Annotated in this window: 4 protein-coding genes; all 4 read left to right on the plus strand. The window is 50.2% G+C overall.

Annotated features, from left to right (window positions below):
• Nucleotides 1-27: 27 nt before the first annotated feature.
• From BR62_RS0116355 to BR62_RS0116370, 4 genes are read left to right on the plus strand one after another with little or no spacing between them, the layout of a single operon-like run.
• Complete coding sequence (locus tag BR62_RS0116355; protein ID WP_032871519.1) at nucleotides 28-1,290, plus strand: hydroxymethylglutaryl-CoA synthase family protein; 1,263 nt, start codon at nucleotides 28-30, stop codon at nucleotides 1,288-1,290.
• A complete protein-coding gene (locus BR62_RS0116360; protein WP_032871520.1) occupies nucleotides 1,287-2,060 on the plus strand; it encodes an enoyl-CoA hydratase/isomerase in 774 nt (257 codons plus the stop codon). Before BR62_RS0116355 ends, BR62_RS0116360 begins: the two co-directional genes overlap by 4 nt.
• A gap of 9 nt (nucleotides 2,061-2,069) precedes the next feature.
• The gene (locus BR62_RS0116365; protein ID WP_003154094.1) at nucleotides 2,070-2,819 is read left to right on the plus strand and encodes a polyketide synthase; all 750 of its coding nucleotides are present in this window, start codon (nucleotides 2,070-2,072) and stop codon (nucleotides 2,817-2,819) included.
• Nucleotides 2,820-2,858: 39 nt separating this feature from the next.
• Nucleotides 2,859-17,810: a non-ribosomal peptide synthetase gene (locus BR62_RS0116370; protein WP_032871521.1), complete on the plus strand. Its 14,952-nt coding sequence runs from the start codon at nucleotides 2,859-2,861 to the stop codon at nucleotides 17,808-17,810.

Consider the following 17,810-nt stretch of genomic DNA (forward strand, 5'->3'; position numbering starts at 1 on the left):
TCAAAATTCATATTGGAGGCGAAGTTCATGGCGGCTGCCGGAATAGAAGCGATAAATGTGTTTGGCGGGACAGCATACCTTGATGTCATGCAGCTGGCGGAGTACAGAAACTTAGACCCTGCCAGATTTGAGAATTTACTGATGAAAGAAAAAGCGGTGGCGCTTCCGTACGAAGACCCCGTTACATTCGGCGTTAACGCGGCAAAGCCGATTATCGACCGATTGACAGAGGCTGAAAAAGACAGAATCGAGCTGCTGATTACCTGCTCGGAGTCCGGCATCGACTTCGGAAAATCACTCAGTACATATATTCATGATTACTTAGGCCTCAACCGGAACTGCCGTTTATTTGAACTGAAACAAGCCTGTTATTCAGGAACGGCGGGTTTGCAGATGGCGCTTAACTTTATTTTGTCGCAGACATCCCCCGGAGCGAAGGCGCTTGTCGTCGCGACGGATATCTCCCGGTTTTTAATTGCCGAAGGCGGCGATGCGTTAAGCGAGGATTGGTCTTACGCAGAACCGAGCGCCGGAGCGGGTGCCGTCGCCTTATTGATCGGTGAAAATCCAATCGTATTTCAGGCGGATGCGGGCGCTAACGGCTACTACGGCTATGAGGTGATGGATACATGCCGTCCGATCCCGGACAGTGAAGCCGGTGACGCCGATTTGTCATTGATGTCTTACCTCGATTGCTGTGAACAGACATTTCGCGAGTACAAAAACCGTGTGCCGGGCGCTGACTACAAAGAGACGTTTCACTATCTTGCCTTCCATACACCGTTTGGCGGCATGGTCAAAGGGGCCCACCGGACGATGATGCGCAAGCTTGCAAAAGCGAAAAACGCTGAGATCGAACAAGATTTTCAAACCAGAGTAGAGCCGGGGCTCCGCTACTGCCAAAGAGTCGGAAACATTATGGGGGCAGCCTCTTTACTGGCTCTTGCAAGCACGATTGACCAAGGGGCATTCGGCACTTCTAAGCGGATCGGCTGTTTCTCCTACGGCTCCGGATGCTGTTCGGAATTTTACAGCGGCGTTGTGACGCCTGAAGGGCAAGCGCGGCAGCATTCTTTCAAAATAGAAGAGCATCTGAACAACAGGTACAGGCTGTCCATGGAAGAATATGAAGAACTGTTTAAAGGCAGCGGTTTGGTGAAGTTCGGTACCCGGAATGTCAAATTGGATATGAATATGGTTCCGAACATTTTAGACCATCATGCCGGGAGCCCCCGTTTATATTTGGAAGAAATCACGGAATTTCATCGGAAATACAGGTGGATATCGTGACCTATGAAACGATAAACGTCCGTTTTCAGCAAAATGTCTGCTTCATCACCTTTGATCGGCCTGAAGCCAACAATACGATTAATGAGCGTTTAGTGGAGGAATGCCTGCATGTTCTTTCTGAATGTGAAGACTCCGTGACCTCCGTAGTGCTTGAAGGGCAGCCGGAGGTATTTTGTTTCGGGGCGGATTTTGATGAGATGTACCGGAAAATGAGGCAGGGAATGCAGCATGCGGAATCGCAGGAGCCGCTTTACCGTTTGTGGCTGGCATTAAAATCCGGGCCGTACATTACAATCGCCCGCGTCCGCGGACAAGTAAATGCGGGAGGTGTCGGTTTTGCCGCCGCGTGCGATATCGTCATAGCAGAGGAGAATGCTTCGTTCAGTTTATCTGAACTGTTATTCGGACTTTATCCGGCCTGCGTTCTGCCGTTTTTAATTCAAAGAATCGGATTTCAAAAGGCGCATTATATGACGATCATGACAAAGCCCGTGCCGGCACGCCAGGCGCTTGAATGGGGACTTTGTGACGTATGCGTCCCGGACTCAGCAACAGAGCTGAGAAAGCATTTGCTGCGCCTCCGCCCACTGTCGAAAAAAGCAGTCATCCGCTATAAACAATACATGGATTCCTTAAACGACCTTGTTCATCGTTCGAAATCCATTGCTCTAGCCGAAAATCAAGCGATGTTTTCAGATCCGGATAACCAATCAGCCATCTTCCGTTATGCAGAAACGGGGCGGCTTCCTTGGGAAACGGAGAACAGTTAGGAGGATATCATGCCGAACGCCGCAGTTGAACTGCTCGAAATTGAACCGGATATTATCCAAGTGACAATGCAGGATAAAGCCCATAAAAACGCCTTCTCCAAAGAACTGACGGATGGATTGATGGAAGCATTCACTCGTATAAAAAAATCGTCAGTCTATAAAGCTGTGATTTTAACAGGATACGGCCATTATTTTGCTTCCGGAGGCACACAGGAAGGCCTGCTCAGGATTCAGCAGGGCATCACGAAGTTTACGGAAGACCGCATGTACTCTTTGGCGCTGGAATGTGATATCCCCGTCATTTCCGCCATGCAGGGCCACGGAATCGGAGGCGGGTTTGTCATGGGGCTTTTCAGTGATTTTGTCATTTTAAGCAAAGAAAGCGTGTATACCGCAAACTTTATGAAATACGGTTTCACCCCCGGAATGGGCGCTACCTTTATCGTTCCGGAGAAGCTTGGGGCAAGCCTCGGCCATGAAATGCTGTTAAACGGCGGCCACTACCGCGGCGGTGACCTGGAGAAAAGAGGGGTGCCTTTTCCGGTGCTTCCTCGGCAGGAAGTACTAGACTATGCGCAGGAATTGGCCCGTGAGCTTGCGGAAAAACCGAGAAACTCTTTAATTACATTGAAAAGGCACTTGGTGACGCCGTTTCGCGAGCAGCTTCCGGCCGTCATTGAGAAGGAGTTAATCATGCACGATGAGACGTTTCATGATGATGAAGTGAAAAAACGAATCACGACGATGTACGGAGTATAAGACATACATCTTACATACAGATGAAATGGAGGCAGCTCTATGAAAAGTGATATGAAGGCAAGCGGGTTACTCAAGCCATCTGTCAGCTATGGAAAATCATTGCGGCTTTCAGCGGATCAGCCGATGACGATTCCTGAAGTCCTGCACAAAACCGCCGCGGCAGCGGGAGATCAAAAGGGCATCACATATATACAGCCTGACGGCACCAAAGTGTACCAGACTTACAGCGGCCTGAAAAAGATCGCTCTTTCGATTGTGAAAGGGCTCCGCCAATCAGGAGTGAAGGCTCAGGATGAAGTCATATTACAGCTCAGTGACAATTCCCAGCTGATTCCTGCTTTTTGGGGCTGTGTTTTTTTAGGAGCGATCCCGGTTCCGCTTGCGGCCGCTCCGGCTTATACAGAAATGAACAGCGGGACGCAAAAACTGAAAGACGCCTGGACGCTTTTGAATCAGCCGTATGTCATCACAAGCCGTGACGTGCTGCCGGAGATGACTGAATGGGCGGAGGAGCAGGAGCTTTCCGGGTTTTGCGCTTTGGCGGCAGAAGATCTCAGTGCGCATGAAATGGATACGGACTGTCATCATCCCCGTCCGGAAGATTTGGCGATGCTGCTTTTGACCTCGGGAAGCACAGGCACGCCGAAAGCCGTGATGCTCAGCCATGAAAACATCGTCTGCATGGTCAAAGGAAATATTCAGATGCAGGGCTATACAAGTGAGGATGTCACGTTTAACTGGATGCCTTTTGACCATGTCGGCGGCATCGGAATGCTTCATCTGCGTGATGTTTATCTCGGATGTGAGGAAATCAACATACCGAGCGAATCCATTTTGATGGACCCTTTAAAATGGCTCGACCTGATTGATCATTACCGCGCTTCGGTCACGTGGGCCCCAAATTTTGCCTTTGGGCTGCTTGCTGATTTTGCAGAAGAGATTCAAACGCGGAAATGGGACTTATCTTCCATGCGTTACATGCTGAACGGCGGGGAGGCCGCGGTTGCGAAAGTCGGACGCAGAATTATGGAGCTTTTAGAGCCGCACGGTCTGCCGGCTAATGCCATCCGTCCCGCATGGGGAATGTCCGAAACGTCTTCGGGCGTTATTTTCTCAGATGAGTTTACACTGGAAAACACGAGTGACGACGATCGTTTCGTCGAGATCGGTCTGCCGATCCCGGGATTTAATATGAGAATTACGGATGACCGCAATCAAGTGGTGGAAGAAGGAGAAATCGGCCGCTTCCAAGTGTCGGGTCTGACTGTAACGAGCGGATATTATGAGCGCCCGGACTTAAACGAGAGTGTCTTTACAGAAGACGGCTGGTTTGAAACGGGAGATCTCGGATTTCTGCGTGAAGGCCGCCTGACGATAACGGGGCGCACGAAAGATGCCATCATTATCAACGGTGTGAATTATTACAGCCATGCCATTGAATCAGCCGTTGAGGAATTGCCGGAAATTGAAACGTCATATACAGCGGCATGCGCCGTCCGGCCGAATCAAAGCACGACAGATGAGCTGGCGATTTTCTTTGTGACATCTGTTCCGTTGGATGAGAACCGCATGACGAAGCTTCTTCATCACATTCACCAGCACGTGACACAGAGAATCGGCGTTACCCCTGATTATCTGCTTCCGGTCGCAAAAGAAGACATTCCTAAGACGGCGATCGGGAAAATCCAGCGCACTCAGCTGAAACATTCATTTGAACAAGGGCAATTTGATTCATTACATAATAACAGACAAGAAGGCAGCAATTCAGACACGGCTTCTGCAGAGAAAGAAATTGAACGGGATTTTATCCGTTTTCTGAAAGAGGAACTTTCCATCGCGGATGAGCTCGTTGATCCAAATACGCCGTTTCAAAGTCTTGGCGTCAATTCCATCAAGATGATGAAACTCGCCAGATCAATTGAAAAAACGTATCACATCCGGCTGACGGCAAGAGAGCTGCACAAAAATCCGACGATTGGCGCTTTAGCGGCTTATACTGCTGAAAAAGCGGCAAACATGTCAGCGGACCATCATCCCCAAAAAGCCGAACCGCCGGCAGAACGGGAGAGACGGCAAACGGCGCCAGCGCTTTCAGAAGTCCAAAAAGGGCTGTGGACATTGCAGAAAATGTCGCCTGAAACGACTGCATACCATGTCCCGCTCTGTTTCCGATTCACATCCGGAATCGACAAAGAGAAACTGAAACAGGCGTTTCAGCTCGTATTAAAGCAGCATCCGATGCTCAAAAGCGCCGTGAATGAAACAGACGGCGGGTTTTATTTCATAGAAGCGGCAGATCCTTTTGTATTCTCGGAAGAAGATATTTCTGACGTCAATGAATCACAAATATCCGCTCTGATACGGAAAAAAGTGAAAGAGCCGTTTGTCAAAGAAGGCGGGCCTTTGCTGCGCGTGCAGCTGCTTTCAAAATCCGCCGAGGAACATTATCTTTTGACGGTCATTCACCACATCGTGTTTGACGGCATTTCATCCATTACATTTATTCACAGTCTGCTGGATCATTATCAGGCGCTGCTGGAGGGAAAAGAAGAGTTTACAGCTGCCGCTCCCGGTATTCATCCCGATTTCGCGGCTTGGGAAAAGCGGTATTTAGCGGGTGAAGAAAGCAAAGCTGCCCGCGCTTACTGGATGAAACAGCTCGAGGGCGATCTGCCTGACCTTCAGCTTCCGCCGATGCGCACGGACAGCAGTGTTCCGGAGTTTACAGAAGATACGCTGACACGCCGTCTTCCCGAACGGCTGCTGAATAATATAACGGCGTTTGCCGCATCCCGTTCGATTCATTTGTCTACCGTCATGCTGAGCTGCTATATGGTGCTTTTAAGCAAATATACGGATAAGGAAGATATTGTGACAGGCATGCCTGCAATGGTCAGACCCGAAGAACGTTTTGACCGAGTGGTCGGCCATTTCCTCAACATGCTTCCCATACGGAGCAGAGCCGGACGAAAAGAAACATTTGCTGACTTTGTTCAAAAGGTGCAGGATGCCGTTCTGGACGGACTGGATCACTCATTTTATCCGTTTCCGAAAATGGTGCGTGATGTGCATGCGAAACCCCGGCAGAACGGTTCGCCTGTTTTCAGCAATGCCTTTTTCTATCAGAACTTTCTGCAGCATTCCAGCTATCAATCGATGCTTGATGAATACAAGGAATTCTCCTGTGAGTTTGTAAAAGACATTCATCAAGAGGGGGAATATGATCTTGTATTTGAAATGTGGGAAGAAGCATCAGGCATGGATCTTACGATTAAATACAGCACCGAATTATTCGACGAAGCAGGGGCGGCCAGACTTTTCAGCCAATTTGTACAGGCTGCTGAAGCTTTGACGGCGAATCCGGATACGCCGCTTGAGAACGTTTCTCTCATGACAAAAAGAGAGGAGCACATGATTCTTAATACTTGGAATGAGACAAGCCGTGAATATCCGGATGCCTGCTTCCATGAATTATTCGAACGTCAGGCGGCAGAAACGCCGGACGCTTGTGCGGTCGTGTATGAAGAGCAAAAGCTGACGTACCGTGAGCTTGATGAAAAAAGCACAAAGCTGGCGCTCTATTTGCAGGCGCACGGTGCAGGCCCTGATGATCTCATCGGCATTTATACAAACCGTTCATTGCATATGGCTGTCGGCCTTCTCGGCATTTTAAAAGCCGGGGGAGCGTATGTGCCGCTTGATCCTTCTTATCCCGCTGACAGATTGGAATATATGATCGCCGACAGCAGGATTTCAATGTGCCTGACGACAGCTGATTTAGAGCACTCTTTGAACTGGGGAGGCGTGCAGACAACTGCCATTGACCGCGATTGGTCTCATATTGAAAGTACAGCCGCGGAAAGAACGTCGCTGAAGCGGTTAGTGACACCTGACGATCTGGCGTATGTCATTTACACGTCGGGCAGCACGGGCAAACCGAAAGGCGTGATGATTCCGCACCGGGCGCTGACCAATTTCTTACTCTCGATGGCGAATGAACCGGGGCTTTCGTCCGAAGACAAACTGCTTGCCGTCACGACATATTGCTTTGACATCGCGGCACTGGAGCTTTACCTTCCTTTAATCAAAGGAGCGGAGTGCAACATCTGTAAGACAGAAGTCACAAAAGACGCACGGAAGCTGAAAGAGCTGATTCAAGAGTACAAACCGACGATCATGCAGGCGACCCCGTTTACATGGAAAATGCTCTTTCATTCCGGATGGTCAAATGAAGAAAATGTGAAAATCCTTTGCGGCGGAGAGGCGCTTAGCGAACAATTGAAGCAGCAGTTTCTCGATACGAAAAGTGAGGCTTGGAATATGTTCGGGCCGACAGAGACGACAATCTGGTCCGCGGTGCAGCGGATAACGGAAAATGAGAACGCGCTTACGATCGGACGCCCGATCGCCAATACCCGTGTGTATATTATGGATTCCGGTCTCAACCCTGTTTTAGAAGGGGTGCCGGGAGAACTTTGTATTGCGGGAGACGGATTGGCAAGAGGGTATTTCAACAAGCCTGAGCTGACAGATAAAGCTTTCGTCAGCCACCGGCTCGAACTGGGATCAAAGCTTTATAAAACAGGCGATATGGCGCGTTTTCTTCCCGGCGGCCGCATTGAATACATGGGACGGATGGACACCCAAGTCAAAATCCGCGGCTACCGGATTGAACCCGGAGATATTGAGAGCCGGCTGAATGCCTATCCGGCCGTACAGGAAAGCGTAGTGGTTGTGAACAATCACTCCGGAAATGAAAAGCTTTGCGCATTTTATATCCTGAAAAACGGAGAGCCGCTTCCGTCTGCAAAGGAATTGCGCAATCATTTGAAACAAGCGCTGCCGGCCTATATGACGCCAGCTTCGTTTATCCGTCTTGAAGAGCTGCCCCTCACACCGAACGGAAAAGTGGACCGCAAGCTTCTTGCTGCCCGCGATCTGACGGAAAAGCAGCCGGACACACAAACATTTTCATCATCTCATATCCAGCAGGCGGTGCTGGCGATTTGGCAGGATGTATTGAAAAGCAAAGATATAGAGCTTGATGACCGCTTTTTTGATGCGGGGGGAGATTCGCTTCTTGCCGTGACTGTCACTGACCGGATGACGCAGGAATTGGATTGTGAATTCAGTGTAACGGAGCTGTTTGAATACGCGACGGTAAAAGACATCAGCCGGTATATCGCTGAACAAAAACCGAAAGAAGCCGTTTGGGCTCCTGTGCCGCAAAAGAAAGTGAATGCAGAAGACCGGGAACACCCGGCGGGAGAATTTCCCGATTATTACGAGGACAGTCTTGCGGTTATCGGTATATCCTGTGAGTTTCCGGGAGCGAAAGATCATTATGAATTTTGGAATAACATCAAAGAAGGCAAAGAAAGCATCACCTTCTTTTCAAAAGAAGAGCTCCGCCGATTCGGTATTTCTGAAGAACTGGCTGATCATCCCGGCTTCGTTCCGGCTAAATCAGTTTTAGAGGGGAAAGAAATGTTTGATCCCGGTTTCTTCGGCTTTTCACCGAAAGATGCGGAATATATGGACCCTCAGCTGAGAATGCTTTTGCTCCATTCATGGAAGGCAATCGAGGATGCGGGGTATATCTCCAAAGAAATTCCGGAAACAAGCGTGTATATGTCTGCCAGCACAAACTCTTACCGCAGCCTGCTGCCGGGGGAGACGACAGCACAGCTGGAAACGCCGGATGGCTACGTGTCATGGGTGCTTGCCCAAAGCGGTACGATTCCGACGATGATTTCTCATAAACTCGGGTTGAAAGGGCCGAGCTATTTTGTCCATGCCAACTGCTCATCTTCGTTAATCGGCCTGCATTCGGCTTTTCAAAGCCTGCAGTCCGGCGAAGCCAAGTACGCCCTTGTCGGCGGTGCGACCCTTCATACGGAATCAAGCGCCGGGTATGTTCATCAGCCGGGGCTGAATTTTTCGAGCGACGGGCATATTAAAGCGTTTGACGCGGATGCTGACGGAATGATCGGCGGTGAAGGGGCCGGCGCCGTGCTCTTGAAAAAAGCGTCGGATGCCGTTAAGGACGGCGACCATATTTATGCGCTGCTGCGCGGAATCGGCGTCAATAACGACGGAGCGGATAAGGTCGGATTTTATGCGCCGAGCGTCAAAGGACAGGCTGAGGTCATTCAGAAGGTCATTGATCAGACGGGCATACATCCCGAAACGATCGCGTACGTCGAAGCTCACGGCACAGGAACAAAACTCGGCGATCCGATCGAACTGTCCGCACTTCAATCGGTGTACGGCCGATATACAGATAAAAAACAATACTGCGGCATCGGTTCAGTCAAAACAAATCTCGGGCATTTGGATACAGCGGCCGGAATGGCGGGCTGCATCAAGGTTGTCATGAGCTTATATCATCAGGAAATCGCGCCGAGCATCAATTACAAAGAGCCGAATCCGAATCTTCATTTAGAAGACTCTCCGTTTTACGTAGCGGAAGAAAAGAAAGAGTTAACCCGTGAGAACAGAGCGCACCGCATGGCTTTAAGCTCTTTCGGTCTTGGCGGGACAAACACACACGCGATTTTTGAACAATATCCGGATGCATCTGAAGCAGCAGACGCTGCCGGTCCGTTCATCATTCCGTTGTCTGCCAGAAAAAAAGATCGTCTGAAGGAGTACGCAAAACAGCTGCTGGCTTTTCTGGAAAGAAAAACGGACACAGACCTCGCTGATCTTGCCTACACGTTCCAAGTCGGAAGGGAAGCGATGGAAGAGCGCGCGGCCTTTATCACAAGCGGCACTGCGGAGCTGAAGCGGCAGCTTGCCGATTTTATCAATGATAAGCCGGCAGTAACAGGCTGCTTCAGAGGAGAAAAACAGCAGGCGAAAGATATTGCCTGGCTTTCTGATGATGATGACAGCGCTGAACTCATTGAGAAATGGCTTGCGAAAGGAAAAGGACCGAAGCTCTGTGAAATGTGGAGTAAAGGCGTCGCCATCAATTGGCACAAGCTTTACAAAGACAAGCATCCGAAACGAATCAGCGTGCCGGTCTACCCGTTTGCAAAGGAGCCGTACTGGCCGAAAAAAGCAGAAAAGAACACATCTGCCGCACACACCGGAGTCTCAGTTTTACACCCGCTCGTGCAGCAAAACACGTCAGATTTGGCCGTTCAGCGGTTCAGCTCACGGTTTACAGGCTCAGAATTTTTCCTGAAGGATCATGTGGTCAGGGAAAAAGCGGTGCTGCCGGGAGCGGCATATTTGGAAATGTCTTATGAAGCGGTAAAACGTGCGCTTGGCGGCTTATTAAAAGACCAAGACAGAATAACGCTCCATCATACGGTCTGGATGAAACCGATCGTCGTTCACGAACAAGAGCGCCAAGTCCATATTGCGCTTTTCCCTGAAGAGGACGGCATCATCTCATATGACATTTACAGCGTAAACGCTGACGGCGAAGAAGTGCTGCACAGCCAAGGACGGGCCGAAATCATTAAGGCTGAACAAGAGCCTGAGGCCGACCTTTCTGCCATACAAAACAGATGCAAAGCGGATATTCTTGATCCGGCGGCCTTTTATCGGGAAGGCAGGAGCAGGGGGATGTTCCATGGAAGAGATTTCCAAGGCATTAAGTCCGCCTTTATCGGTGATAAAGAAGTGCTCTCGGACATACAGCTTCCGGATTCTGTTTCTCACACGAATGGACAATTTACACTTCATCCGAGCATCATTGATTCGGCTATTCAGACGGCGACGATTTGCATTATGCAGGAGTTTTCCGGACAAAAGCTGATTCTGCCGTTTGCGCTGGAATATCTTGAAGTCATCAAAGCATGCACGCCGACTATACGGGCGCATGCACGTTTCAGCGATGGATATCAAACCGGTGATTCCGTGCAGAAAGCCGACATTGACCTGTTCGACGAAACAGGAGCGCTTTGCGTGAAGGTGAGAGGATTCTCTACGAGAGTGCTTGAAGGCGATGCAGAATCGGCTCAGCGGCTATCAGGCTCGGAAAAGGTCTTGTTTGCACCGGTCTGGAAAGAAGCCGCCGCATCCGAGAAAGCTTCTGTCCATGCTGATGAGCATTTGATCATACTTTGTGAAGATGCCTGCCGTATAAAAGATGAAGCGGCATCCGGCCTGAAAGACGCCGAACTGTTGATTGCAGAAGGTGAGGGTGAAACAGCCGCTGAACGCTTCCAAAGCTTTGCGCAGACAATCGCCGAACACATCCGGCGGATCATCAGCGAAAAAAGGCAGGGCCGCATTCTGATTCAGACCGTTATCTCAGCAGACGGCAGCCAGCAGTTGTTTGCGGGGTTAACAGGTTTGTTAAAAACAGCCGAGCTGGAATACGGAAAACTTGACTGTCAGCTCATCGAAATGGAATCAATCGGCGAAATGCCGGCTGTCGCTCAAAAACTGAAAAACGACAGTCATCGGCCGCATGATAAACATATCCGTTATAAAGGAGAAAAACGGTATGTGAAGGCTTGGGAAGAAATGCATCCCGCAGGGGGCGGCATCGTCTGGAAGGACGAAGGTGTATATCTGATTACCGGAGGCGCGGGAAGCCTGGGCTTGATGTTCGCAAAAGAAATCGCAGGTCGCGTAAAACACCCGAAAATCATTCTGACCGGCCGCTCAAATCTGGCAGAAGCCAAACAGCGTGAGCTTGCTATGCTTCAGCACTCCGGCGCAAATGTCGTCTACAAAAAGCTGAATGCGGCAGACCGGCGGGAAAATGAAGCGCTGATCAAAGAGATTACGGCGGAATTCGGAAAGCTTAACGGAATTATTCACGCTGCGGGAGTGATACAAGACCGCTTCCTGCTGCAAAAAACGAAGGAAGAGTTCAGAGAAGTACTTGACCCGAAAGTCATCGGAACCGCTTATTTAGATGAAGCCAGCAAAGACTGCAATCTTGACTTTTTCGTATTGTTCTCCAGTGTTTCTGGCGTTCTCGGCAATGTCGGGCAGGCTGATTATGCCGCCGGCAACGCGTTTATGGATGCATACGCCGCTTACAGGCAATCCCTTACGGAGAATGGCCTTCGGCACGGAAAAACGGTCGCCTTTAACTGGACGCTGTGGAAAGATGGCGGTATGCAGGCGGGAGACGAGACGGAGAAAATGATGAAAAAAGCTTTCGGCATGGTTCCGCTTCAAAAGGCGTCAGGCCTGGCTGCATTTTATGAAGGAATGGCTCAGGAAAAGCCGCAACTTTTAGCAGCCGAAGGACACGCAGCAAAATTAAAACAGTCGTTCCTATCTGTTTCTGAAACTGAAAAGCCGCAGGTGCAGAGTATAGAGCCTGTATCCGCCGTTTCGGGAGACAAATGGCACGGTGCGCTTATCCGATTGGTCAGTTCAATTTTAAAAGTCGGCCAAGACGAGATTGATATTGATACGGAACTGAGTGAATACGGTTTTGATTCCGTATCGTTTACCGTCTTTACGAATCAATTAAATGAAGCGTATCAGCTGGAGCTGGCGCCGACGATCTTCTTCGAACACGGGACGATCCGCAGTTTAGCAGAGTATTTGACGGATGAGGCAGAAGCCGGCCTTCCTTCTCAGCCGGAAGAAAAACACGATGCAGAAGAATCTCTTCAAACGCTTCACACCGCTTTGACAGCCATGGTAAGCGGCATTTTAAAAGTTGACCGTGAGGACATTGAGACAGATACGGAATTGAGTGAATACGGTTTTGATTCCGTATCCTTTACCGTCTTTACGAATCAATTAAATGAAGCGTATCAGCTGGAGCTGGCGCCGACGATTTTCTTTGAGTACGGAACGATCAGCGGTCTCGCCGGATATTTGGCAAAAGAGCATCCGGGCCGTTTCGGCGAAAAGAAGAAAGAGTCTCCGAAAAAAGAGCAGCCAAAAGCCCAAAAACCGAAAATGCAGCGGAAAAAGCGCTTCGCAACGGTAATGAACGCTGCGGCAGCGACACAAGAGCCGCGACGCTTGGACCCGGTTGCCATTGTCGGAATCAGCGGCCGATTCCCGGGTGCAAAGGATATAGAGGAATTTTGGCGCAATTTGAAAGAAGGAAAGGATTCGATCACAACCATTCCGAAAGAACGCTGGGATTGGCAAGCGTTTGATGGCGACCCGAATCTTGAAGGGAACAAAACGAATATCAAGTGGGGCGGCTTTATCGACGGAATAGCTGAATTTGATCCGCTGTTCTTTGGGATTTCACCGCGGGAAGCCCAATATTTAGATCCGCAGCAGCGGCTGTTATTGACTTATGCATGGCGGGCGATAGAAGATGCGGGCTGTAAGCCGGAAAGCCTTTCCGGCACAAATACGGGCGTCTTTATCGGCACCGGAAATACTGGTTATAAAGATTTGTTCACAAGGGCAGGTCTTGCGCCGGAAGGACATGCGGCGACAGGCAGCATGATTCCTTCCATTGGTCCGAACCGTTTGAGCTATTTGTTAAATCTTCACGGGCCGAGCGAGCCGATTGAAACGGCATGCTCAAGCTCGCTTGTGGCGATTCACCGGGCGGTATCCGCTATAGAAAACGGAGAATGCGACATGGCGATTGCCGGGGGAATCAACACGATTCTGACGGAAGAAGCGCATATCAGCTACAGCAAAGCAGGCATGCTCAGCAAAGACGGAAAATGCAAAACCTTCTCCAAAGATGCCAACGGGTATGTCAGAGGAGAAGGCGCGGGAATTCTGATGCTCAAGAAGCTGACAGATGCAGAACGTGACGGCAATCCGATTTACGGCGTGATCCGCGGTACGGCTGAAAACCACGGCGGCCGGGCGAATACGTTAACCTCGCCGAATCCGAAACTGCAGGCTGATTTATTGGTGAAAGCATACCGGAAAGCGGGAGTGGACCCGAGCACCGTCACGTATATTGAAGCGCACGGTACAGGAACGGAATTGGGCGATCCGATTGAAATAAACGGTCTGAAAGCGGCGTTTCACGAGCTGGCGAAAACAAATCAAGAGCCCGAAGTCTCCGGTCACCGCTGCGGCATCGGTTCGGTCAAAAGCAATATCGGCCATTTAGAGCTTGCCGCGGGGGTATCAGGCGTCATGAAAGTGCTTTTGCAAATGAAACACAAAACGCTGGTGAAAAGCCTGCATTGCGAGACGATCAATCCGTACATTCAGCTTGATGACAGTCCTTTCTACATCGTGCGGGAAAATCAGGAATGGACGGCAGCAAAAGATAGAAACGGAAACGCCATTCCGCGCCGGGCCGGGGTCAGCTCATTTGGCATCGGCGGGGTCAACGCCCATATCATCATTGAAGAGTATGTCCCGAAAGCAGCCGCTCAGCCTGAGCACAGCCCGGAAAATCCGGCAATCATCCTTTTGTCCGCCAAATCAAAAGAAAAACTGTTTGAACAGGCGCAGCAGCTGCAAAAAGCGATCCGTCAAACGCCGTATACAGATCAAGACTTGGCGGGCGTCGCTTATACGCTGCAAATCGGAAGGGACGAAATGGAAGAGCGCTTGGCCATTCTTGCAGCGACGATGGCGGAATTGGAAACAAAGCTGGAAGCATTTACAAAAAACGAGAAAAACATCGCCGGGCTGTATACCGGCCAGTCTCACCGCAATAAAGATACGTTTGCCTTGTTCACGGCAGATGAAGATATGGACATCGTCATTGACGCCTGGATTAAAAAAGGCAAATTCGCCAAGCTGGCAGAGGTATGGGTGAAAGGCGGCGTATTGAATTGGAACCGGCTGTATGAAAAGGGTACGCCGCGTTTACTCAGTCTACCGTCTTATCCGTTTGCAAAAGACACGTATTGGGTACCGGAGAATCCTGACAAAAATAAGGTCCATACAGAGGAACGGATGAAACGTATTCTGACGAAACAATGGGAACCGAGCCCGCTCGAACTGCGTGAACCGTGCCCACGTTCCGTTGCGATTTTGACAGGCGGGGACACGATCAATCTCGCAGAAGAGATCGCAGCGCATATGCCGAATCACCGTATTATCACAACATCAGACCTTACCGGTGAATATGACTGGCAGGCGTTTGGCGGAGTCATCGACCTTCTCGGCGCAGCGAAAGAAGAAGCTTCTGGAGATATGACCGGTATCAAATGGCTTCAGCAATTGATTGAGCATGGGCATAAAAAAGGGATAACACTGCTTTGTGTCACGAAAGACCTTGAGTCAATGGGGAAAAAGGCCAATCAAATAACGGGAGCAAAACGGGCCGGTCTGTACAGAATGCTGGCATGTGAGTACGGTCATCTGTCTTCAAGGCATCTCGACCTTGAAGGAGCGCTTTCTGATGACAAACTGGCGAAGCAGATTGCCGATGAGTTTCATGCCCGTACTGATGACGCGGAAGTTTGCCGGAGGGACGGCTTGCGCTACCGCGCCGTATTGAGCGGCTCAGAAAATATGAATATGCAAGGCGAGAGAATTGATTTTCCGGACAACCATGTGCTTCTGATCACCGGAGGGACGAGAGGGATCGGTCTTTTATGCGCACGCCATTTTGCCGAACATTACGGAGTGAAAAAACTGGTGCTTACAGGACGTGAGACCCTTCCGCCGCGAAGTGAGTGGACAGGCGGACTGAATGGGGTGACGGCTTCTGTAAAAGCGAAAATTGAAGCTGTTCTCGACTTGGAATCCAAAGGTGTACAAGTGAAGGTTTTGTCAGTCCCGTTAGCTGATGAAGCCGGGCTGAGACAGGAACTGAGTCAGATAAAACAGACGCTCGGACCTATCGGCGGCGTGATTCACTGCGCGGGTGTGACCGATAAAGAGACGCTCGCATTCATCAGAAAAACCGATGAAGACATACAGCGCGTGCTCGAGCCGAAAGTAGACGGGCTTCAGGCGTTATACAGTGTGCTCAGCGAAGAGCCGCTGAAGTTTTTCGTCTTGTTCTCTTCCGTGTCAGCTGCGATACCGGCGCTTTCGGCAGGACAGGCCGACTATGCCATGGCCAATGCGTATATGGACTATTTTGCAAACTCATACAAAGAGCAGCTGCCGATCGTAAGCATTCAGTGGCCGAACTGGAAAGAAACCGGAATGGGCGAAGTAACGAACAAAGCTTATAAAGAGAGCGGGCTATACAGCATCACGAATGCAGAAGGATTACAGCTCCTTGACGGCATACTTCTTGAATCAGCAAGGGGCCCGGTGCTGCCGGCCGTTCTGAATCCTAAGCTGTGGAAGCCGGAGCGATTCCTGCGGCGGAGCAGGCAGGATCAGCCAATGAGTCCGGCTATGGTAAAACCGGCGGAAAAAACCGCTTATGCTGCCGCAGACAACGCTCAATTAACAAGGAAAACAGAAGAATGGCTGAAAGAATTATTTTCTGAAGAGCTGCGGATTGACCAGGACCAGCTTGAGACAGACGTATTATTCCAAGATTACGGAGTGGATTCCATTATTCTTGCTCAGCTTCTGCAGCGGATCAATCGGAATCTCTCGGCATCGCTTGACCCGTCCATTCTGTATGAATATCCGACGATTCAATCTTTCGCAAATTGGCTTCTCGAAGGATATACAGAAGTTTTGTCGGAACGGTTTGATTTGGCGGCGGAGCCTGTTAAGAAGAATCCGGCTGAGCCGGTAATTGAAACACAAGCCGTTAAGATGCAAGAAGAGCCGGACGGAAAACAGATTCACCGGGAAGATATCGCGGTCGTCGGCATGTCCTGCCGGTTTCCGGGGGCGGCTTCTTTAGAGGCGTACTGGTCGCTTTTGGCTGAAGGCCGTTCGGCTATCGGTCCTGTTCCGGCTGAACGATGGGGGTTGAAGACGCCTTATTACGCGGGAATGCTTGATGGAATTCATCAATTTGATCCGGACTTCTTTTTACTGGCAGAAGAAGATGTAAAGGCAATGGACCCTCAAGCTTTGGCCGCTCTGGAAGAATGCCTTAACCTGTGGTATCACGCGGGCTATACGCCGGATGAGATAAAGGGAGAAGCAATAGGTGTGTATCTCGGCGGACGCAGCCGTCACAGACCGGGTGAAGAGAAACTGCTGGACGCGAAAAACCCGATCGTCGCGCTTGGCCAGAATTATTTGGCCGCCAATCTCTCTCAATACTTTGATATGCGCGGCCCGAGTGTTGTCCTCGATACGGCTTGTTCTTCTGCTTTAGTCGGAATGAATATGGCCGTGCAGGCTCTTGTAACAGGAGAAATAAAAGCGGCCGTCGTCGGCGGCGTGAGCCTGTTTGAATCAGAAGAAACCCATAAATTATTTGAACAGCGCGGCATATTAAGTAAAGCGCAGTCGTTCCATGTATTTGACGAACGCGCCGATGGAGTCGTGCTGGGCGAGGGTGTCGGAATGGTTCTATTAAAAACCGTGTCTCAGGCGATTGAAGACGGAGATTCTATTTATGCCGTAGTGAAGGCGGCATCCGTCAATAATGACGGAAGAACGGCAGGCCCGGCTACGCCGAGTCTGGAAGCGCAAAAATCCGTCATGAAGACGGCTCTTGAAAAAAGCGGAAAACAGCCGGAAGACATTACTCATATTGAAGCGAACGGTTCAGGCACGGTCGTGACGGATCTGTTAGAACTGAAGGCCATTCAATCCGTCTACCGTTCAAAAGACGCCGGCCCGCTCGGAATCGGATCTGTGAAACCGAACATCGGGCACCCGCTTTGCGCGGAAGGAATTGCAAGTTTCATAAAAGTTGTTCTCATGCTGAAAGAAAAGAGCTTTATCCCGTTTTTATCAGGCGAGCATGAAAATACACATTTTGATAGAGAAAAGGCCAATATTCAGTTCAGCCGCACTCTGGCAGACTGGCCGTCACCAATGCCGGCGGCAGGAATTAACTGCTTTGCCGACGGCGGAACAAACGCTCACGTCATTGTGGAAGCGTGGCAGGAAGACGAAGGGCGCCGAATCAAGCGCCATCCTTTAACACCGCCTGCATTAAATAAGCGGCTGATTTCGCCGGACAGCAAAGAAGAAACGAACGAAAAAGCTGCGGCAAACATCTGGGATACCTATGAAGTGGAGGTTTAA

The organism is Bacillus sp. UNC69MF, from assembly GCF_000746035.1.
GTDB classification, from domain to species: domain Bacteria; phylum Bacillota; class Bacilli; order Bacillales; family Bacillaceae; genus Bacillus; species Bacillus velezensis.